General features: G+C 66.3%; 24 protein-coding genes, 1 tRNA gene and 1 pseudogene. 13 read left to right on the plus strand and 13 right to left on the minus strand.

Annotated elements, in window-relative coordinates:
- From NKF06_RS14215 to NKF06_RS14225, 3 genes are all read left to right on the plus strand, one after another.
- On the plus strand, window positions 1–118 hold a 118-nt coding region (locus tag NKF06_RS14215), incomplete at its 5' end, for a cold shock domain-containing protein (RefSeq protein WP_144858778.1).
- A 184-nt stretch (window positions 119–302) separates the two neighbouring features.
- Entirely contained in the window at window positions 303–1,028 is a 726-nt protein-coding gene (locus NKF06_RS14220) for a DUF2270 domain-containing protein (protein WP_253245775.1), read from the plus strand.
- Between the two features lie 49 nt (window positions 1,029–1,077).
- A tRNA-Phe gene (locus tag NKF06_RS14225) sits at window positions 1,078–1,151 on the plus strand.
- Between the two features lie 175 nt (window positions 1,152–1,326).
- On the opposite strand, the gene NKF06_RS14230 is transcribed toward NKF06_RS14225, so the two are convergent.
- The 9 genes from NKF06_RS14230 to NKF06_RS14270 all read right to left on the minus strand — a co-directional run bounded on the left by NKF06_RS14230 (window position 1,327) and on the right by NKF06_RS14270 (window position 6,375).
- On the minus strand, window positions 1,327–2,136 hold the full coding sequence (locus NKF06_RS14230; protein WP_253245776.1) for a hypothetical protein: 810 nt from the start codon (window positions 2,134–2,136) through the stop codon (window positions 1,327–1,329).
- 103 nt (window positions 2,137–2,239) lie between these two features.
- Window positions 2,240–2,632: a helix-turn-helix domain-containing protein gene (locus tag NKF06_RS14235; protein WP_058826626.1), complete on the minus strand. Its 393-nt coding sequence runs from the start codon at window positions 2,630–2,632 to the stop codon at window positions 2,240–2,242.
- A gap of 97 nt (window positions 2,633–2,729) precedes the next feature.
- The gene (locus NKF06_RS14240) at window positions 2,730–3,377 is read right to left on the minus strand and encodes a helix-turn-helix domain-containing protein (protein WP_253245777.1); all 648 of its coding nucleotides are present in this window, start codon (window positions 3,375–3,377) and stop codon (window positions 2,730–2,732) included.
- An 86-nt stretch (window positions 3,378–3,463) separates the two neighbouring features.
- Window positions 3,464–3,925: a pyridoxamine 5'-phosphate oxidase family protein gene (locus NKF06_RS14245; RefSeq protein WP_058826628.1), complete on the minus strand. Its 462-nt coding sequence runs from the start codon at window positions 3,923–3,925 to the stop codon at window positions 3,464–3,466.
- Between the two features lie 109 nt (window positions 3,926–4,034).
- Window positions 4,035–4,181, minus strand: coding sequence for a hypothetical protein (locus NKF06_RS14250; RefSeq protein WP_172795765.1), 147 nt, complete (start codon window positions 4,179–4,181; stop codon window positions 4,035–4,037).
- Between the two features lie 114 nt (window positions 4,182–4,295).
- Window positions 4,296–4,454, minus strand: coding sequence for a zinc ribbon domain-containing protein (locus tag NKF06_RS14255; protein ID WP_058826890.1), 159 nt, complete (start codon window positions 4,452–4,454; stop codon window positions 4,296–4,298).
- A gap of 70 nt (window positions 4,455–4,524) precedes the next feature.
- Entirely contained in the window at window positions 4,525–4,923 is a 399-nt protein-coding gene (locus NKF06_RS14260; protein ID WP_058826629.1) for a helix-turn-helix domain-containing protein, read from the minus strand.
- 56 nt (window positions 4,924–4,979) lie between these two features.
- Entirely contained in the window at window positions 4,980–5,837 is an 858-nt protein-coding gene (locus NKF06_RS14265) for a DUF5995 family protein (RefSeq protein WP_253245778.1), read from the minus strand.
- Window positions 5,838–5,919: 82 nt separating this feature from the next.
- Window positions 5,920–6,375 (minus strand): pyridoxamine 5'-phosphate oxidase family protein, encoded by a 456-nt coding sequence (locus tag NKF06_RS14270; protein ID WP_058826631.1) that lies wholly within the window; start codon window positions 6,373–6,375, stop codon window positions 5,920–5,922.
- A gap of 156 nt (window positions 6,376–6,531) precedes the next feature.
- Here NKF06_RS14270 and nucS point away from each other — a divergent pair, with 156 nt between their 5' ends.
- Window positions 6,532–7,338: an endonuclease NucS gene (gene nucS, locus NKF06_RS14275; protein ID WP_253245779.1), complete on the plus strand. Its 807-nt coding sequence runs from the start codon at window positions 6,532–6,534 to the stop codon at window positions 7,336–7,338.
- Here the strand turns inward: nucS and NKF06_RS14280 are convergent, their stop codons facing one another.
- Window positions 7,339–7,989: a type 1 glutamine amidotransferase gene (locus NKF06_RS14280; RefSeq protein ID WP_058826633.1), complete on the minus strand. Its 651-nt coding sequence runs from the start codon at window positions 7,987–7,989 to the stop codon at window positions 7,339–7,341.
- 237 nt (window positions 7,990–8,226) lie between these two features.
- Between NKF06_RS14280 and NKF06_RS14285 the strand changes: the two genes are divergently transcribed.
- Window positions 8,227–8,757 carry a 50S ribosomal protein L16 gene (locus NKF06_RS14285; RefSeq protein ID WP_008091717.1) on the plus strand — a complete coding sequence of 177 codons (531 nt, stop codon included), beginning with the start codon at window positions 8,227–8,229 and terminating at the stop codon, window positions 8,755–8,757.
- A gap of 85 nt (window positions 8,758–8,842) precedes the next feature.
- A complete protein-coding gene (locus NKF06_RS14290) occupies window positions 8,843–9,715 on the plus strand; it encodes a RimK family alpha-L-glutamate ligase (RefSeq protein WP_253245780.1) in 873 nt (290 codons plus the stop codon).
- A gap of 24 nt (window positions 9,716–9,739) precedes the next feature.
- Here the strand turns inward: NKF06_RS14290 and NKF06_RS14295 are convergent, their stop codons facing one another.
- Window positions 9,740–10,102 (minus strand): Hsp20/alpha crystallin family protein, encoded by a 363-nt coding sequence (locus tag NKF06_RS14295; protein WP_004970480.1) that lies wholly within the window; start codon window positions 10,100–10,102, stop codon window positions 9,740–9,742.
- Between the two features lie 267 nt (window positions 10,103–10,369).
- Here NKF06_RS14295 and gap point away from each other — a divergent pair, with 267 nt between their 5' ends.
- Together gap and NKF06_RS14305 are read left to right on the plus strand one after the other, a co-directional pair.
- Complete coding sequence (gene gap / locus NKF06_RS14300) at window positions 10,370–11,422, plus strand: type I glyceraldehyde-3-phosphate dehydrogenase (protein ID WP_058826635.1); 1,053 nt, start codon at window positions 10,370–10,372, stop codon at window positions 11,420–11,422.
- 75 nt (window positions 11,423–11,497) lie between these two features.
- Window positions 11,498–12,703 carry a phosphoglycerate kinase gene (locus NKF06_RS14305; protein ID WP_253245781.1) on the plus strand — a complete coding sequence of 402 codons (1,206 nt, stop codon included), beginning with the start codon at window positions 11,498–11,500 and terminating at the stop codon, window positions 12,701–12,703.
- A 12-nt stretch (window positions 12,704–12,715) separates the two neighbouring features.
- On the opposite strand, the gene NKF06_RS14310 is transcribed toward NKF06_RS14305, so the two are convergent.
- Window positions 12,716–13,036 carry a hypothetical protein gene (locus tag NKF06_RS14310; RefSeq protein ID WP_253245782.1) on the minus strand — a complete coding sequence of 107 codons (321 nt, stop codon included), beginning with the start codon at window positions 13,034–13,036 and terminating at the stop codon, window positions 12,716–12,718.
- A gap of 72 nt (window positions 13,037–13,108) precedes the next feature.
- Between NKF06_RS14310 and NKF06_RS14315 the strand changes: the two genes are divergently transcribed.
- Together NKF06_RS14315 and NKF06_RS14320 are read left to right on the plus strand one after the other, a co-directional pair.
- Window positions 13,109–13,597: a metallophosphoesterase gene (locus NKF06_RS14315; protein WP_253245783.1), complete on the plus strand. Its 489-nt coding sequence runs from the start codon at window positions 13,109–13,111 to the stop codon at window positions 13,595–13,597.
- A gap of 157 nt (window positions 13,598–13,754) precedes the next feature.
- A complete protein-coding gene (locus NKF06_RS14320) occupies window positions 13,755–14,366 on the plus strand; it encodes an HD family hydrolase (RefSeq protein WP_253245784.1) in 612 nt (203 codons plus the stop codon).
- Between the two features lie 146 nt (window positions 14,367–14,512).
- On the opposite strand, the gene NKF06_RS14325 is transcribed toward NKF06_RS14320, so the two are convergent.
- Window positions 14,513–15,580 (minus strand): type II glyceraldehyde-3-phosphate dehydrogenase, encoded by a 1,068-nt coding sequence (locus tag NKF06_RS14325; RefSeq protein WP_058826640.1) that lies wholly within the window; start codon window positions 15,578–15,580, stop codon window positions 14,513–14,515.
- 189 nt (window positions 15,581–15,769) lie between these two features.
- On the opposite strand from NKF06_RS14325, the gene NKF06_RS14330 reads away from it, so the two are divergent.
- The 3 genes and pseudogenes from NKF06_RS14330 to NKF06_RS14340 form a co-directional block, all read left to right on the plus strand.
- The gene (locus NKF06_RS14330; RefSeq protein ID WP_253245785.1) at window positions 15,770–16,729 is read left to right on the plus strand and encodes an aminopeptidase; all 960 of its coding nucleotides are present in this window, start codon (window positions 15,770–15,772) and stop codon (window positions 16,727–16,729) included.
- 120 nt (window positions 16,730–16,849) lie between these two features.
- Window positions 16,850–17,506, plus strand: a complete 657-nt coding sequence (locus tag NKF06_RS14335) for an HVO_0476 family zinc finger protein (protein WP_058826642.1) — start codon at window positions 16,850–16,852, stop codon at window positions 17,504–17,506.
- A gap of 102 nt (window positions 17,507–17,608) precedes the next feature.
- Window positions 17,609–18,078, plus strand: a pseudogene (locus tag NKF06_RS14340) (SAM-dependent methyltransferase); the annotation flags it as partial.

The raw sequence follows: 18,078 nt of genomic DNA on the forward strand, positions 1-18,078 counted from the left end.
CGTGTTCTTCCACATGGAAGATGTTGGCGGTCCGGACCTCGAAGAGGGTCAGGAAGTGGAGTTCGACATCGAACAGGCCCCCAAGGGCCCGCGCGCGACGAACGTCACGCGCCTGTAATTCGGTTTCCGAATTCAGCAGACAGACGAATCGATTTCTGAGAGTTTTTTTACGCACCCTTGAGCCGTGAGGCTGCGCTGTAGGACTCCCCGCCGCGAGTAGACACAGTCCCGACCGGGCATCACGAACCTGTCGAACCCAGAAGGCTCTTATCCTCTCGTAGTTGTGCATCAAACGAACAACAATGTCCGACGACGGGGAGCTGGAACCTCCCGCGGGAATGGACGACACCCATATCGGTGCGGGCGTCTTCGACGAGACGATGGGCCCTGGTTCGTCGTTTGCACACCTTTACCGGGGCGAGATACACCGGATGAAGTCGTGGCGCGAGCGACTCGACCGGACCAGCAACTGGGCGATTACGCTGATGGCCGGGATTCTAACGTGGTCGTTTTCCGCACAAACGCATCCACACTATATCATCCTCCTCGGCGTGGTGACGCTGAGTATCTTCCTCAGTATCGAGGCGCGGCGTTTCCGCGCGTACGACATCTGGCGCTCCCGGGTCCGGATGATTCAGCAGAACGTCTGGGCGTACGCGCTTGACCCGGACGGCGGCGTCCTCGACGAGGACTGGCGGAAGAAACTCGGCGAGGACTACCGCACGCCGAACATGAAGATACCCTTCGAGGAGGCGCTGGCCCACCGGCTCCGCCGGGTGTACCTGCCGCTGTTCCTCGTGATGCTCGTCGCGTGGGTCATCCAACTCACGACGTACACCGACGGCGCGACCCTCGTCGGGAGCGCCGGCATCGGCGGCATTCCCGGCAACATCATCGTCGCGTTCGTCGCCGGGTTCTACGCGACCCTGCTCGGTATCTCGTTCCGCCCGCGCGAGTGGCACGTCAACGGCGAACTCATTCCGAGCGATGTGACGGGATGGGAAGAGTCGGGGTACGGCGACTCGTAGCGTCGCAATTCGAAATGGTTTTTTCGCTCCTGCGCGTCTGTCGAATCGCGCCGCCTTAGCTCAGACTGGGAGAGCACTCGACTGAAGATCGAGCTGTCCCCGGTTCAAATCCGGGAGGCGGCATTTTCCTGCGAACTATCGAGGGAGCGTAGCGACCGAGTCGTGAGCAGTGAAAATGCGACCCGACCGGATTCTGAACCAGCGAGCAAATCTTCGATTTGCGAGTGAGGTTCAAATCCGGGAGGCAACCGTTCCCGGACTGAGTTCAAATCCGGGAGAAAGCGAAACCAACTCCCGCTTACGCCCGCGCCTCGTCGAGCCACGCGGGTTCGTCGACGGTCGTCGAACCGACGCCCGTAAGCGAGTACTCCCACGACCCACTCACCTCGGTCCCGTCGTCCATCCGCCCCGAGAACGACCACGATTCGTGGCGCGAGAGGCCGTCTTCGTCGACGAGGACGGCGTACTCGAAGTTCGTAACCTCCAGGTTTCCGGGCTCGCCCTGCGCCGCGGCCGAGCCGGCGAGAATCAGCGCCTCGCTCGCGGTCGATAGCTCGTAGCGCTCGACCGACACCCCGTCGAACGTCTCGGTGCCGGCGAACGTCAGGTCGTCGTCAGCGCCGTACGCGCGAGCCTGCGAGAGCGCGATGGCGGTGGCGAGAACCTCCATCGATCCCTCGTAAGAGGTGTACGTGGCCTCGTCGCCGTCGCCAATCCGGACGTACGTCACGCCGTCGGCGACGTACTGTTCGACGCCGCCCGCGTCGGACTGGCCGTCGGTCGTCGATGTCGTGCGACTGTACGACTGCTCAGCTTCGAGGTCGGCGTAGAACTCGCGGGTGACTTGGGTCTCGACGCCGTTCGCGTCGACGCCGGTGTACGACCAACTGACGGTGAAGCTCCCGGCGTCGCGGAGGAGACGCTCGGGGTCGCTCAACTCGAAGTCGTCGGCGTCGGTCGACTCGCCGGTATCCGCGCTGTCGCCGCCGTCGGTGGGGGCGTCGGTGTCGTCGGTGTCGGCGGCCGGCGCGACGCCCGCGCCGCCGGCACAGCCGGCGAGGAGCACGAGGACCGCGATAATCAGGACTGGAATGCGGTTGGAATACACGACAACCGTACGACGAGTAGAATCTTAAGTAGGCACAGCAAATCCCGGTCGTATCGGCGCGACCGGCGGCGAAACTGATGAATGAAAACCGTGAGCGGAGCGTTCAGGCCGTCACCGACGCCGACTGCGGCACGTCGCGGTGCGAGACGCGGACCTCGACGCCCGACGGGGTGACGGAGACGGTCACGTCGTCGACGGTGCGTTCGTACTCTGCGGTGTGGGTGCCCGACCGGGAGATTCGGAGGCGCTTCGAGAGGAGGCCGGCGTCCACGAGCGGGTCGAGCTTTCGGTACGTCGTCGAAAGCGGGAGGTCGCACGCCTCCGAGAGTTCGCTCGCCGAGCGAGCGACGCCGTCGGTCGCGTCGAGGATGCGTCGGCAGTCGTCGTCTTCGAGAAGCGAGAAGAGCGCGTCGACCGCGGCGTGGTCGTCGACGACGCGGGGTTCGGACGAGGCGGACGGAGAGCGGGTAGCGAAGGGGAACGAAGCCTGACTCATACTTCTGTAGAGCCGCCGGACGGGGACCAACGGACAACCACGATAGCGTGGGACGTTTATATACTCCGACGCCGGGAGGACGGCGGGGCCGGAGTCGCTATCCCTCTTCGAGCACGTCACCGAGCAGTTTCGTCAGGGCGGCGGCGAGGTGTTCCGAAAAGGTCGACTGGTTGATTTCGAGCTCGGCCGCGACCTCGGTCGCGTTGGCCCCCCGCGGGCGCTCGAAGTAGCCCATGTCGTAAGCCGTTTGGAGGACTTCGAGCTGACGGGTAGTGAGCTTCCCGCGGTCGACGAAGACGCTGTCGCCGGGGGCGTCGCCGGTGGGCGAGCGCACGAGCCGCTTGATGTCGAGTCCGGGGAAGCGGTCGCGAAGCTCGCCGATGACGGCCTGCAACTGTTCGTAGTCGGCGGCGTGGAAGACGAGCGTCAGACTGCCGCGCTGGGCGAAGTAGCGGTCGACCGGACAGCCGAACTCGCCGAGGCACTCGCACGGGCAGCCCGCGCTCCCGTCGTGGGTGTAGCGGTAGAGGTGCTTCGAGCCGTAGGAGAAGATGGGTTCGAGCGCGGACGCCTCCGGCGGGTCGTCGGCCTCGACGACGAACTCGGAGACGCTGACGTCGCCGGGGGTTGAGACGACGCTGGTCGAGACGGAATCGACGACGGAGTCCGTCGAATGGGCGACGGAGGCGACGGGGCAGACCGACGGCGAATCGAATTCGACCGTGGCGCGAATACCGGCGGGCATGTGTTACGTGCGGGCGACTCGGGGTTCGCCGGTGGACGCGGCGACCGCCGCGACGGGGGCCGCCCCGAAGGCGACGACTGCGGGCATTACTGGTCGGACTCCGCGGCGTCCAGTTCGACGGCCCGGCCGCCGAGTGTCTCGGGGTCGAGTTCGAACAGTTGGATGTCGAGGTCGCGCTTCGTCTCGCCCCAGATTTCGAACAGCGGCCGCTTGGCCTTGCCGTACTGGACGATGCGTTCGACAGTCAGCTCGTCGGGGTCGACGCGTTCGAGCGTCCCCTCGGCGATGATGCTCCGATAGCTCCCGTCGTTCGACTCGTGGACGACGAGTCGGGCCCGCGGCGACGACGTGAGGAACTGCCGTTTTTCGCTTTCGGGTGTGGAGACGAGTCGGAGATAGAACCGACCGGTCTCGCCGTCGTAGCCGTAGGAGATGGGAATCGCGTATGGTTCGTCCGCCTTCGCGAGCGAGAGGACGCCCGTCTCGTGACGGGACAGGACCTCGCGTATCTCGTCGGGCGAGAGTTCGGTCTGTTGGTCCAGAGACATCGGTTCGTACCACCAGACTCGCGGCCGACGTAATTACTGTTACTTCTCGGCGACGCCCAAGAGAGTCGAGTCGGGTGATATCGGCGGACTCGGTCGCGGGGGCGCGCGCTCAGGTAGTCGAGAAGTCGTCGGTCGTGAGCGCGGCGCTGCAGATGACACAGCCGTTTTCGAGGAGGGCGTCGCGCATGGAGTCGTTGACCAGCATGGACTCCGCACACTCCGGGCAGACGAATGTGTAGTCCGCGCTGTCGCTCATGTGGTTCGTAGTACGTGTGGCACACGTATATGTAGCCTACTGTTTTTCGAACGCCGGTGTCGCGGTGGAGCAAGCGCCTCGACCGGGCGCGCGGGCGCGATCAAAAGGTGAAGCTCACGCGGAACATGGGTCGAAGGCGTCGGTCGAGACGGGACTCCCGCAGATGGGACAGCCGCGTTCGAGGACCGCGGCGCGCATCCCGCCGTTGACGGCGAAGCCCTCGCCGCACTGCGAACACGTGAAGTCGTAGTCGTCCGTCGTCGTCGCGTTCATCAGTCCACCTCCGGCGAGGCGAGCGCCGTCTCGGTTCGCTCCGTCCGCCGCGCGGCGGTTCGCGTCGCGGTCATCGCGACCGGCCCTCCGCGCCGTCTTCGCCACCGTCGGTGGCGACCTGCCGGAACGCGAGCGACACGCCGGCGTCGTCGAACGAAAACGAGAGCGTGTCGAAGTTGGTCGCGAACTCCCGCGGGTGGTGCGTCGCCGTCTGGATACGGAGTCGCTCGTCGAGGAGCGCCGCCTCGGTGAGCAGGTCGAGTTTCCGGTAGACCGTCGACAGCGGCACGTCACAGAGTTCGGCGCACTCCTGTGCAGTTCTCGGGGCCTCGTCGCAGGCGGCGAGGATTCGCCGGCTGTCGCCGTCGCTGAGCGCCGAGAGAGCGCTCGATGGGTCAGAGAGGACGTGGCTGCGGCGCGAGTTTCGGGTCAACGACTGTTCGACGGCGGAGACAGATGACGTGTTCATACATCTATAGACAGCAGACAACGGGAGGTATCTCCGCCCGCGCTATCCGGGGTGGTTTAAGTACTCGACCCGTCACCAGCTTCGAGTTGCGCCAGTCGGCGACGCACCGCGGGGTTCGAACTCGGCGCGAGAATGAAGTGACCCGCGCCCATCGTGAGGCTCCGCAGGTACCAGTAGACGACGCGTTCGATCGGGCGGAACCGCCCGTCGGTTAGCGCGACTGCACCGCGCCACGCGTTCCGCCGGCCCTCGCGGAGCGTGAAAAACGACAGCGCCTCGTCCAGCCGACCCAGCGACTCGTCGATGTCGGCGATGCCGTCGGCGTACCGCTCGGCGATGAGGTCCTGTTCCTCGTCGACGAGGCTGCGGAGGACCCGGTTGATGCGGCGGTGGTCGTCGTACTTCGCGGGGCGGTCGGGGTCGATGCCGACCTCGTGGAGCGCCAGCGCGAGGTCGTAGTTCACGTGCGCGTTGACGCCGAGCAGCACGTCCTGTACCACGAGCGACTCCCCGGCGAGCGCCGTCTCGAAGGAGAGCTGCCACGGGTCGGGCACGTCGTCGTGGTCGCCGCGCTCGAAGGCGCGAAACGCCCGGCGGTAGTGGTCCGCGAAGGTGACGAGGTAGTCGGCGACCCACTCGGGGTCGGTGAACTCGTCGCCGCCGAGGCCGCGGTCGACTTCGGCGGTCACGCGGACGTAGATGGTCAGGAAGGCGGCGCGGCGGTCGCCGCGCTCGTACAGGAGCGATTCGAGCGCCGACAGGCGGTCGTGGGCGTCGGCGACATCGCGGAACGGCGCGTCGACGAGGCCGAGAATCTCATCGCTCGCGTCACGGGCGACGCCGGCGAGCGACGGGTTCGGCGTCCGCACCGCGGCCGCGAGCTTCCTCCCCTCCTCGAACGTCGTCCGTCGCATGAGCTGAATTCTCAGACGGTCTCGGCTTCGATAACGATACCGGCGCGAACGCGCTCGCGACCGAAAGCCGTCCGTGGAGCGCTCACGCGCGCCGGCGCTGAAGCCCGGACCGGGAGTCGATACGAAGCTCCCAGCCGAGGATATCCTGCATCGGCTCCGTCTCGGAAAACAGGGTCGGATACCACGCGTTGTCTTCGAGTACGTCGCGGACGCGGTCCCAGTCACCGTCGTCAACCCGGTGGAGTTCGCCGTCGACGACGACGCTCTCCCACTCGTCCCGCGAGGGGGCGTTCCAGACGGCGAAGCTCGCGCGGGCGGTCCGCTCGGCGAACTCGGTCTTCTTCGAGGACTCGCCGGGGCGGAGGAAGACGAAGTAGAGCCGCTCCCGCTCGGCGTCGTACCCGAACGAGAGGGGAATCCCGTAGGCGACGCCGTCGTCGGCGAGCGAGAGGACGCCGACGCCCTCCTCGCGGAGCAGGCGGTCTATCTCCTCCGGCGGCATCTCGATTCGGTTGTGTTGGGCGAAGTCAGGGGCCATGGTAGATATACGCTCGGAGATGGCATAAGCCTGCCAGCGACCCGGAAACCGGCGACCAGCGACCGACTGGCGACCGCCGCGGCGCTCGCTAGCTCGACCCCGACGCGCGACGCGGGGCTTATCCCCGGCGGCGACGAACCGCGGGACGACACCCGGATGACGGTGAACACACTCCACCGGCCGACGCATCGCGACGCCCTCGTCCACCTCGAAGCCGCCTTCGAGCGCGGCGACATGGTGACGATATTCGGGCGGTGCACGGTCGACTACGACGGCCGCGCGACGAGCGAACTCGGCCCCGGCGACCGGCTCGTCGTCCTGAAGCCGGACGGCTCGATTCTGGTCCACACCGACGAGAAGCGGACGCCCGTCAACTGGCAGCCACCGGGGTGTACCCACTCCGCGAGCGTCCGGGACGGCCGGCTTCGGGTCCGGAGCACGCGCACGAGCCCCGACGAGCGACTCGACGTACATTTCGATCGCGTCGAGCAGTGTTCGTCCTACGCCGTCAACGACCGCAGCGACCTCGAACTCGTCGGCAGCGAGGAAGACCTGCGCCAGCACATCCTCTCGGACCCCGACAGCCTCGAACCGGGGTTCGAGCCGCTGGAGACCGAGCGACAGAGCGACGCGGGCGCTATCGACATCTTCGGGAAGGACGCGGACGGCGTCCCGGTCGTCGTGGAGTTGAAACGGCGACGCGTCGGCCCCTCGGCGGCGAGTCAGCTTCGACGGTACGTCGATGCGCTCCATCGGGAGTTCGGCGACGACGAGCCGATTCGGGGCGTCCTCGTCGCTCCCTCGGTGACTGAGCGAGCGGCGGACATGCTCGACCGCGAGGGGCTGGAGTTCGTCGCGCTCGACCCCGAGACTGGCGAGCCGCCGGTCGAGGAGGACGACGGCGAAACCAACGGTTCAGATGGGGGCGAATCGGAAGAAGACGGCGACGGCGACGACGCCTAATCAGTCCAGGCCGGCGGCGGCGACGAAGTTCTCGACGGTTCGAGCGGCCGTCACGTCGTCGAAGTCACGGTCTGCGTCGGCGTCGGGCCAGCCGAAGTCGTCGGCGATGCGGTCGAGGAGGGCGGCCGTGAACTCGGGGTGGTACTGGACCGTCCAGACGGGCGCGTCCTCGTGGCGCGTCGCGAGGTGGTCGTAGTAGTCCGCGGAGGCGACGGTCTCCATGCGGTCGCCGGGGGCGACGACGTAGTCGCCGTGGACCATCGGAATGCGCCCGGAAACGCCATCGAACAGGGGGTCGTCGCCGAGGTCGACGTCGGCGATACCGCGGCGTTGGTCGCCGGCTTCGACGGTACCGCCGAGGGCGTCGTTGACGAGTTGGTGACCGAAGCAGACGCCGAGCGTGGGGAGTTCGCGGGCGACGAGGTCGCGGGCGAGCAGGCGCGCGTCGTCGAGCCACGGCCGCTCGTCGGCCTCGTAGACGCCCGCAGTGCTCCCGGTGAGGACGACGGCGTCGACGTTCGAGAGCGTCGGGAGACCGTCGTCGGGGAGCGAGTGAACGGTCCCCTCGCGGCCGTCGAGGGCGAGGTCGGCGAGGGCGTCGGTGAAGTACGCGGGGCCGTCCGCAGGCATGCAGTCGCAGACGAGCAGCATTGTCCGAACCGTGGCGACGGCGGCGCATAAGACTGTCTCCCGGCCGGAACAGTCTGCACCTTTGCTGTCACCGGCCCGAGGGTGATGAATCGACAGCGCCGGGGGGAGTGCGGGTCGATGGGGTTCGCAGACCCGAACAGAGCGAACCGGCGTGCGAGCCCCTGACACGACCGCGGCGGGCGAATGAAGCTTCGAAGCGTTTTTAGCCCGCCTGACCCTTCGGTTTCACAAGTAACCATGTCAGACAAACCCGCCTCTATGTACCGGGAGATTACGAACCCGGCGTACACCCGACGCGAGTACATCACGGGTATCCCCGGTTCGAAGATCGCACAGCACAACATGGGCGACCTGCAGGCCGACCCCGAGGACTACCCCGTCCAGATCAGCCTGAAGGTCGAAGAGGAAGTGCAGATTCGCCACGGTTCGCTCGAATCCGCGCGTCTGTCTGCCAACCGTCTCATGCTCAAGCACGCGGGCGAAAAGCAGTACAAGATGATTCTGCGTAAGTTCCCGCACCACGTCATCCGCGAGAACAAGCAGGCGACCGGTGCGGGTGCGGACCGTGTCTCCGACGGGATGCGCCAGTCGTTCGGGAAGGTCGTCGGGACCGCCGCTCGCATCCCCAAGGGCGAGACCGTGTTCACCATCTACTGCGACGTCGAGGACGCCGCGACCGCGAAGGACGCCTTCCGCCGCGCGTACAACAAGATGTCGCCGCCGTGCCGCATCGTCGTCGAGCGCGGCGAAGAGCTGCTCGTCGCGTAAGTTCGCGACCTCGCGCCGGCGCGTGCTCGGAACGCGCCTCGCCTCGAACCCACCATTTTTCCCCCGGGACCTCGCCTCGTAGCGTATGCTTCGGTTGGCGGTCACCACCTCCAGCGAGACGTTCGAGCGAATGCGCGGCCCGCTCGGCGACCGCGGCATCGACGTGGGGCACCTCCGCGCCAAGGAGTTCGCGCTCGACCTCTCGACGCCGCCGACCGAGTCGTTCGACGTCGGCTTCGTCTACCCCTCCCGCCCGATGGAAGGCGGGGTCGTCACCGCCAGACACGACCTCCCGTGGGTGAACACGCGCGAGGACGTGCTCACCTCGCGGAACAAAGCGGGCGTCATCGCGGCGCTCGAACGCGCCGGCCTGCCGGTCCCGCGGAGCGTCTGCGTCTCGAACCCGGCCGACGAGTCCGCCCTCCTCGACGCCGTCGAGTCGGCGGGCCTCGACTATCCGGTCGTCGTCAAGCCGAACTCCACGACGCGCGGCGTCGGCATCGCCAAGGCCCACGACCCGGACTCGCTTTCGGGGCACGCGGACGTGCTGAGCCTCGTCCACGACTTCCGGGCGACCGGCGACAAGTCGTTCCTGATTCAGGAGTGGCTGCCGGACGCCCGCGACTACCGGGCGATGGTGCTCGACGGCGAAGTCGTCGGCGCGGTGGAGCGCCGACTGCTGGACGGCGCGCGCGACGGCGGGCGCTGGAAGCACAACGTCCACCGGGGCGCGGAGGCGGTCGGCGTGGACCTCCCGAAGCGACACCGCGACCTCGCCGAGGCAGTCGCCGACGAGTTGGACATTCGCTATCTCGGGGTGGACCTGCTCGAATCCGACGGGCGGGTCGTCGTCTCGGAGACGAACGCCCGCCCGACCATCGACGACGACGCGAAGTACGACGACGGTTTTTTCGACCGACTGGCGGCGCTCGTCGAGCGGGTCGCAAAGAAGTCCTGAGCGGGCCGCGGCGAAGTCGAGTCGCTACTCGACGTCGATAGCGGCGGAGTCCTCAGCGCGGTCGAACGTGACCTGCAGGACGCCGTTGTTGAAGGTGGCCGATGCGGAGTGCTCGTCGACGCGGGCCGGGAGGCGGATGCGTTCGTCGTACTCGCGGCGGTCACCGGCGGCGCTGATAGTCAGCGTCTCACCGTCGCACTTGAGGTCGATGGCGTCTTTGTCGACGCCCGGGAGGTCCGCGACGAGTCGGAGTGTAGAGCCCTCATCGTACACGTCGATGTGGGTCTCGGAGGCGAATCCGGCGTCGCCTCCGGTCATGTCGTTCATCATCCGTTCGATTTCGTCGAAGATGTTGTCGAACGGGTCGTCGCGGTCGTCTCTGACCATGGAGGCCGCTATGAAATCGGAGGATAAAACGTTTCTGCCTGTGACAGTCACCTGGCAGCGAATCGCCAGTATTCGGCCGCGAGCGACCGTCTACGGACGGACGGCGCGTCCCCGTGTGGGCGTGTCAATTCCCGTTCGTGTGTGACCGATAGTGATTGTTTCTGTAGTAATGTTGATTGAGAATGAAAGGTAACGTTCGATTCAGTCGGATTTACCGAAACAGATATACTGTTGCAACTGGGATATTGATATGGATACTACTCGAACATGAGTGAAAAATCCTACCTCAGCGCGGGCGAGAACGTGGATGAATCGGACGTGGTGCGGGTGGCACTCAACGGCTTCGGCCGCATCGGCCGGAACATCTTCCGTGCCGTCCTCGACAACCCGAAGGTCGAATTAGTCGCCATCAACGACGTCATGGACTTCGACGACATGGCGTACCTCGCGAAGTACGACTCCGTCATGGGCCGACTCGACGGCGTCGAGCGCGACGGCGACTCGCTGTCCATCGGCGGCACCTCGGTTGGCCTCTACAACGTCCAGTCCCCCGCGGAGCTCCCGTGGGGCGAACTCGACGTGGACGTGGCGCTCGAATGTACGGGCATCTTCCGCACGAAGGAAGACGCCTCCGCACACCTCGAAGCGGGCGCGGACAAGGTCGTCATCTCCGCGCCGCCGAAGGGCGACGAGCCGGTCAAGCAGATCGTCTACGGCGTCAACCACGACGAGTACGACGGCGAGGACATCGTCTCGAACGCCTCCTGTACGACCAACTCCGTCACGCCGGTCGCGAAGGTGCTCGACGAGGAGTTCGGCATCGAGAACGGCCTCCTGACGACCGTCCACGCCTACACGGGCAGCCAGAACCTCATCGACAGCCCCCACGCGAAGCAGCGCCGCGGGCGCGCCGCCGCCGAAAACATCGTCCCGACGACGACCGGCGCGGCGCAGGCGGCCACGGAAATTCTGCCCCAGCTCGACGGCAAACTCGACGGCATGGCGATTCGCGTCCCCGTGCCGAACGGCTCGCTCACCGAGCTCGTCGTCCGACTCGAGGACAAGCCCTCCGTCGAGGAGATCAACGACGCCTTCCGCGCCGCGGCCGACTCCGGCCCGCTCGCGGGCGTCCTCGGCTACACCGACGACGAGGTCACCTCGCGTGACATCCTTGGTCTGCCGTTCTCCAGCACCGTCGACCTCAACACAACGAACCAGGTCAACGACGGCGGCCTCTACAAGATTCTGACGTGGTACGACAACGAGTTCGGCTTCTCCAACCGGATGCTCGACGTCGCCCACTTCGTCACGCACCAGTAGACCCCTCCACGAATCGCCCGCCCTTTCAGCGCGACTTACCCACCACTAAGTAATCCCTCTACGTTCTTCCACCCGATGTTCAAGACCCTCGATGACCTCGACCCGGAGCAACGCGTACTCGTCCGACTCGACCTCAATTCGCCGGTCGAAGACGGCGAGGTCCAAGACAACCGACGGTTCGACCGCCACGCGGAGACCGTCCGCGAACTCGCCGAGGCCGGCCACCGCGTCGTCCTCATGGCCCATCAGGGCCGCCCCGGCGACGACGACTTCGTCTCGCTCGAACAGCACGCGGACATCCTCGCGAGCCACATCGACCGCGACGTGGGGTTCGTCGCTGACACCTACGGCGACGAGGCCATCGCCGCCATCGACGCGCTCGAAGCGGGCGAGGTGCTCCTGCTCGAAAACACGCGGATGTGCGACGAGGAACTCCCCGAGGAGGACCCCGAAGTCAAAGCCGACACCGAGTTCGTCCGGACGCTCGCCGAGCACGTCGACGCCTACGTCAACGACGCCTACTCGGCGGCCCACCGCTCGCACGCCTCGCTGGTCGGCTTTCCGCTCGTGTTACCCGCCTACGCGGGCCGCGTGATGCAGACCGAGTACGAGGCCAACTCCTCCATCGCCACCCGCGAGTTCGACGGACAGGTGACGATGGTCGTCGGCGGGACGAAAGCCACGGACGTCATCGACGTGATGAACAACCTCGGCGACAAGGTCGACCAGTTCCTGCTCGGCGGCATCGCCGGCGAACTGTTCCTCCGCGCCGCCGGCAACGACGTGGGCTTCGACCTCGAAGGGATGGACTTCTTCGACGACCAGTGGGAAGCGAACCGCGAGACCATCGAGTCGCTGCTCGACGAGCGCGGCGACCAGATTAAGCTCGCCGTCGACCTCGCCTACGAGAACGAGACCGACGACCGCGGCGAAATCGCGGTCGCCAACATCACGGAGAAGGACCGCGCGTACCTCGACGTGGGCTCGATGACGGTCGACGAGTACGACCCCATCATCCGCGACTCCGAGGCCGTCTTCGTGAAGGGCGCGCTCGGCCTGTTCGAAGACGAGCGCTTCGCGGTCGGCACGACCGGCGTCCTCCGCGCCATCGCCGAGACCGACTGCTTCTCCGTCGTCGGCGGCGGCGACACCTCCCGCGCCATCGAGATGTACGGCATGGACGAAGACGACTTCGGCCACGTCTCCATCGCCGGCGGCGCGTACATCCGCGCGCTGACCGGCGCGCCGCTCGCCGGCGTCGAGGCGCTGAAGCAGGACTGAAGCCGCGCAGCGTCACCCGTCTTTCTTCTCGGCGAACACGTCGGCCGCGCCATCGACGAGAATCGCGACACCACCCACGAAGATGAACAGCGTGAGGAGTCCGCCGACGGCGTTGTCGTTGGGGAAATTTCCCGAGGCACGAACCGCCAGCGTCCACCCGGCGCTGAACGCCGCGTAACCCGCCATCGCCGCGCCGATGACGACGTTCGTGCCGCCGCCGAGTGTCACGCTGAGCGCCGGCGACCCGACTTCCCCGGCGTCGGCGGCGGTGGCGGTCTCGTCGGAGCCGTCAGTCTCGCTCGCGTCGCCGTCGGAGCCGTCTTGTTCTGGCACGCCCCGAACGGGGACCGCGCGGGACATAAGTGTCACCCAACGTTGATAGCCGACGCCGACGAACCGACGCGCATGAAACTCGGCGTCGTCTCCGACACGCACGACAACCTCGACTACGTCGAAGCCGCGGTCTCGCACTTCGAATCCGAGGGCGTTGACGCGGTCGTCCACTGCGGCGACATCGTCGCGCCCTTCTCGGCCGCGCCGTTCGACGCGGACTTCGACTTCCACGCCGTCCGCGGCAACAATGACGGCGAGTGGGCGCTCCGCGAGGCGGTGGACTCGTTCGGCACCTACCACGACGACTTCGCGCACCTGACGCTCGACGGCCAAGAGATAGCGGTCTACCACGGCACCGAGGCCGGACTGGTCGATGCTCTCGTCGACTCGGGGACGTACGACTTCGTCCTGCGCGGCCACACCCACGAGCGGGTGGTCGAACACCGCGGGAAGACAACGCACATCAACCCCGGCGGCCTGCCGATTCCCGGCGCTGACGACGAGTTCCATGTCGCGGTCGTGGACCTCGACACGGGGAACGTGGCATCGCGGTCGCTGTGAGCGGCGAGTCGAGTTGGTAGCCCGCTTACGCCTAGTATTCATCGGGCTATCGTGTGAAACAGCCGCTCAGTAGTACATGCGGAGTTATTGACTGACTGCCGACGACCCGGCCGAATAGTCTCGATGAGTTGAACTGGCCACTTCCCTTCTCCACGATATGATGACCGGCGAACTCGACACCTTGCTCGAATGGTTCGACTTGAAGGACGAACTTCGGACGGGATGGGTGCTTCGGAATATCGACTCGCCTGAATCGGTCGCAGCCCACACGTGGGGGACAGCGTCGCTTTGTCTGCTCTACGCCGAGCAGGAAGAGATTGACCGTCAGAAAGCAGTGACGATGGCACTCATTCACGACCTCGGCGAAGCTCGAACGGGCGATATCGCAACCCGCGCAGAGGAGGGACGCCAGACCACTCCCACGTCCGAGAAGGAGGCAGCTGAACGGAGCGCAGTAACCGATCTCGTCGGACCTTTCAACGACACCGAACTGCTGGCGCTCTGGGAAGAGTACGAAGCCCGTGACACCCCGACGGCACAGTTCGTCAAGGACATGGATCTGATCGATAATTGTCTCCAAGCGCTCAAGTACGAGCGCCAAACTCGGTACGACGAGGCCGAGGCGAACGATCACTTTGCCGAGTTCGAGAATTTGGACGAGTTCTTTGCTACCGCCGCGCCTCGCCTCCAAACAGCGTTCGGACAGAACTTGTTCGAGCAAATCAAATCGCAGTACGAACGAGAACTCGGGCGACCCTGCCAACTCTGAATACGTCTTTCAGTCGCAACTTCCCTGGTCGGTGTCGCACCTGTACTGACCGCAGAGAGTCTGACTACACCATCTGCTAAGGAGTTCAAAGAGTCGAATGGGTGGAAAAGCCGTGACCGCACCGAACTGAGCAGACGCTTCGTCGATTAGTCGTCCGCGAACTCTGCGCGCGCCTGCTCAGCGAATCCAGACGGGCTACCGGAGATACCGATACCGAGCGTCTGGTCCGTGAGTTCCATGCTCGTCTGCTGGTCTTCGATGTCGAACATCGCGCGGATGGCGTCGACGTTCTCGGGAATCACGTCGGACTGCTGGTGGATGGCTTGGAACAGGTAGAGGTCCCGGCCGTTGACGCCGATAGACTCGCCCCACACACAGTTCTCCCACATGTCGCCGCGCGGGCGGCCCGCGTCGAGTGCGAAGTCCATGAGCTTACCCGCGCCGTCGATGCCCATGCCCTCCGGGATGACGTAGACGCGGTTCTCGCCTTCGAGCAGTTGCCGGACGTGCGCGCCGGTCACGTCGTCTTCGAGCGTGACGTTGAGCGCGTGGACGTGCATCAGCGTCGCCGGGACCTTCAGCCCGAGCGTATCGATTTCGAGGTCGGGGAAGATGGTCTTCACGTCGGGGCCGTGGTGAGAAGGAATCTTGATCGGGTTCGGCAGGATGTCGTTTATCGGCCCACGGGAGTTCTGTCCGGGGTCGCCGCCGCGGCGGACGAGCGTCGCCCGGACCTTCTCGACGCCGTACTCCGCTTCGAGCGGGGCGATGATGCGCGAGAGACCGGTCGTGTTACAGGAGACGACGCGGACGTAGTCGGCGTCGCGGGCGGCGTCGAAGTTGGCCCGCGCGTTGAAGCTCACGTCGGCCACGTCGGCGTCCTCGCCGCCCTGGAAGATGGCGGGCGTGTGGTGTGTCTCGTACAGTTCGCGGTTCTCCGCGCCGATGCCCGACGGCGTGCAGTCGACGATGATGTCCGCCTCCGCGACCAGTTCGTCCACCTCGCCGGCGAGGTCGACGCCGGCCTCGGAAAACAGCGGTGAACGTTCGGGAATCGCGGCGTACATCGGGTAGCCGCGTTCGCCCGCGGTGTGCGCTTCGAAGTTGGGCTGGGTCTTGGCCACGCCGATGAGTTCCATGTCGGGCTGCGCGTTGACCGCGTCGGCGACGCGCTTTCCGATTGTGCCGTAGCCGTTGACACCCACTCGTATCATGGGTGACAAACGACCGGGCCCGACTATAGTTATTTCGATGGTTAATACTTAGAAATTAACTCTCGGGCGAGTGAGTCCCTTGATTACCTCCGAGGCGAGTGAAACCGCCGATTCGGGGCGACGGGGCGGGAGCCGAACGCGAGGGGGCAGATGGGAACGCCTAACAGCGCCGCCGGCGCAGGTTCACCCATGCCCGAATCCGACGCAGACCTCCGCGCCGCCAGCGAGACGGCGGTCCGCCAGTGTCTCGACCTCCAACCCGACGAGTCGCTCGTCGTCGTCACCGACGACAAGCGCGAGCGTATCGGCGAGGCGCTCTACGAGGTCGCCAGCGAGGTGACCGACGACGCGACTATCGTCCGCTACCCGCCGGGGAACCAACACGGCGAGGAGCCGCCCGCGCCGGTCGCCGCCGCCATGAACTCCTGCGACGCCTTTCTCGCGCCGACGACGAAGAGCCTGAGTCACACCCGCGCCCGCGGCGACGCCTGCGACGCCGGCGCTCGCGGCGCGACTCTCCCCGGAATCACCGAGGAAGTGTTCGTCACCGGCCTCGACGCCGACTACGACGACATCTACGACCACAGCGCGGCGATGCTCGACGCCGTCGGCGACGCCGACGAACTCCGCGTCACGACCGAGAAGGGCACGGACATCACGTTCGTCCGCGGCGACCGCGAGTGGCTCGCCGACACCGGCGCAATCGCGGACGCCGGCTCGTTTTCGAACCTCCCCGCGGGCGAAATCTTCCTCAGCCCCGCGTCCGCGACGGGCACCTACGTCGTCGACGGGACGATGATGCCCCACGGCCTCCTCGACGAGGGACAGGAGCTCCGCTTCGAGGTCGAAGACGGCTACGTCACGGAGATTTCCGACGACGACATCCGCGAGCAGGTCGAGGCCGCAGCCGAGGAAGTCGGCGACGACGCCTACAACCTCGCCGAAATCGGCATCGGAACCAACGTCGGCGTCACCGACCTCGTCGGCTCCGTCCTGCTCGACGAGAAGGCCGCGGGCACGGTCCACATCGCCATCGGCGACGACGCCGGCATCGGCGGCGACACCGACGCGCCGCTCCACCTCGACGGCATCATCCGCGAGCCGACGGTGTACGCCGACGGCGAGGAAGTCGACCTGCCGCGGCCCTGAGCGGCTTCACGCCCCGACCGCGGTGGGTCGTCCCGTTCGCCGAACGAGCGTCCTGCCACCGACTCCCACGCCGAAACGGAGAAAGGCGGCTTTTTACGGCCTGATGGGCTAGCGACCCGTATGAGCCTACCCGACGCCGGCGAGCGCGTCCCCCTCTCCTGTCCGACGTGTTCGCCCGACGAACCCACCGTTCACGAGGTGCTGAAGCCCGGCGGTCACTCGACCGTCCGGTGTACCGAATGCGGCCACGTCCACAAGGAGAAAGTCGAGATTCCCGACGAAACCGAGATGAACGTCGTGGTCTCGCAGGACGGCGACTCCGTCTCGACCGAGGTTCCCGTGCCGGTCGGCACGACCATTGAGGTCGGCGACGAGTTCATCGTCGACACGCCCGAAGCGATTCAGCTCGTTCGTATCACGGGCATCGAAGTCGGCCCCGAACAGCGCGCCGACGAGGCCGAGGTGGCCGACGTGAAGACCGTCTGGACCCGCGTCGTCGACAACGTCGCGGTCAACGTCACCATCCACCCGAAGGACGGCAAGCGCGAGGACACCCGCAGCGTCACCGTCAACGTCCCCGGCGACTACGAGTTCGTCGTCGGCGAGACGGAGGCGTTCGGCGACGAGGAGGTCGAAATCGAAGGGCTCGTCGTGCGCTCGGACGCTCCGGAGTACCGCCACGGCAAGCTCGACCACCCCGGCGACATGGTGTACGCGAAGGACGCGAAGCGCGTCTATGCCCGCGACCAGACCTCGACCGCGTGGTCGGTCTGGTAAGGGCGAAAGCGACGCCGAAACGCTCCGCCACGCCCCGCCAACACCGGGCGGCACCGCCCGCCCAACGCACGACCTTTTGTCTCCCGACCCGTCGGTGCGACCATGCCTACCCGCGACCGGTCGCAGTCGTCGGTCGAATCGCTCGCGCTCCTGTGGGCCGCCCGCGAGAGCGGCGTCATCGACGCGCTCACGACGAGCGCCGGCACCGCCGAGGCTGTGGCCGAGACCGCCGGTATCGACTCCCGAGCCGCCCGCATCACGGTCGAGGCGCTGGCCGCGATGGGCTTCATCAAGCGCGTCGGCGACGAGTACGAGATAACCAACCGCGCGCTCGGCTTCCTCGCCAAGCGCGACGTTCGCTCCATCGGTCGCCTCCCGCACGCGCTCGACCGCTTTTCGCTCTACGCCGACCTCCCGGAGACGATGGTGTCCGGCGAGTCGCCCGCGTTCCCGGACGACTGGCTTCGGAACCGACTCGGCGCGCACGACGCCGCCGAGGAGTCGGTCGTCCGGGCCTGCGTGACTGCCGCGGTCCGCGAGGCGCCCGACGCGACGCGCGTCCTCGACCTCGG

This window comes from Haloferax sp. AB510, from assembly GCF_024136985.1.
In the GTDB taxonomy this organism is placed as follows: Archaea; Halobacteriota; Halobacteria; order Halobacteriales; family Haloferacaceae; genus Haloferax.

Excerpts from the sequence above, each read along its gene's own strand:
- NKF06_RS14325 (WP_058826640.1), bottom strand. The coding sequence starts at position 15,580 with ATGATACGAGTGGGTGTCAACGGCTACGGCACAATCGGAAAGCGCGTC.
- nucS (WP_253245779.1), top strand. The coding sequence starts at position 6,532 with ATGACGGTGAACACACTCCACCGGCCGACGCATCGCGACGCCCTCGTC.
- NKF06_RS14320 (WP_253245784.1), top strand. The coding sequence starts at position 13,755 with ATGATGACCGGCGAACTCGACACCTTGCTCGAATGGTTCGACTTGAAG.
- NKF06_RS14255 (WP_058826890.1), bottom strand. The coding sequence starts at position 4,454 with ATGAACGCGACGACGACGGACGACTACGACTTCACGTGTTCGCAGTGC.
- NKF06_RS14285 (WP_008091717.1), top strand. The coding sequence starts at position 8,227 with ATGTCAGACAAACCCGCCTCTATGTACCGGGAGATTACGAACCCGGCG.
- NKF06_RS14335 (WP_058826642.1), top strand. The coding sequence starts at position 16,850 with ATGAGCCTACCCGACGCCGGCGAGCGCGTCCCCCTCTCCTGTCCGACG.
- NKF06_RS14280 (WP_058826633.1), bottom strand. The coding sequence starts at position 7,989 with ATGCTGCTCGTCTGCGACTGCATGCCTGCGGACGGCCCCGCGTACTTC.
- NKF06_RS14260 (WP_058826629.1), bottom strand. The coding sequence starts at position 4,923 with ATGAACACGTCATCTGTCTCCGCCGTCGAACAGTCGTTGACCCGAAAC.
- NKF06_RS14330 (WP_253245785.1), top strand. The coding sequence starts at position 15,770 with ATGCCCGAATCCGACGCAGACCTCCGCGCCGCCAGCGAGACGGCGGTC.
- NKF06_RS14240 (WP_253245777.1), bottom strand. The coding sequence starts at position 3,377 with ATGCCCGCCGGTATTCGCGCCACGGTCGAATTCGATTCGCCGTCGGTC.
- NKF06_RS14270 (WP_058826631.1), bottom strand. The coding sequence starts at position 6,375 with ATGGCCCCTGACTTCGCCCAACACAACCGAATCGAGATGCCGCCGGAG.
- NKF06_RS14315 (WP_253245783.1), top strand. The coding sequence starts at position 13,109 with ATGAAACTCGGCGTCGTCTCCGACACGCACGACAACCTCGACTACGTC.
- NKF06_RS14245 (WP_058826628.1), bottom strand. The coding sequence starts at position 3,925 with ATGTCTCTGGACCAACAGACCGAACTCTCGCCCGACGAGATACGCGAG.
- NKF06_RS14265 (WP_253245778.1), bottom strand. The coding sequence starts at position 5,837 with ATGCGACGGACGACGTTCGAGGAGGGGAGGAAGCTCGCGGCCGCGGTG.
- NKF06_RS14250 (WP_172795765.1), bottom strand. The coding sequence starts at position 4,181 with ATGAGCGACAGCGCGGACTACACATTCGTCTGCCCGGAGTGTGCGGAG.
- NKF06_RS14235 (WP_058826626.1), bottom strand. The coding sequence starts at position 2,632 with ATGAGTCAGGCTTCGTTCCCCTTCGCTACCCGCTCTCCGTCCGCCTCG.
- NKF06_RS14305 (WP_253245781.1), top strand. The coding sequence starts at position 11,498 with ATGTTCAAGACCCTCGATGACCTCGACCCGGAGCAACGCGTACTCGTC.
- NKF06_RS14295 (WP_004970480.1), bottom strand. The coding sequence starts at position 10,102 with ATGGTCAGAGACGACCGCGACGACCCGTTCGACAACATCTTCGACGAA.
- gap (WP_058826635.1), top strand. The coding sequence starts at position 10,370 with ATGAGTGAAAAATCCTACCTCAGCGCGGGCGAGAACGTGGATGAATCG.
- NKF06_RS14290 (WP_253245780.1), top strand. The coding sequence starts at position 8,843 with ATGCTTCGGTTGGCGGTCACCACCTCCAGCGAGACGTTCGAGCGAATG.
- NKF06_RS14220 (WP_253245775.1), top strand. The coding sequence starts at position 303 with ATGTCCGACGACGGGGAGCTGGAACCTCCCGCGGGAATGGACGACACC.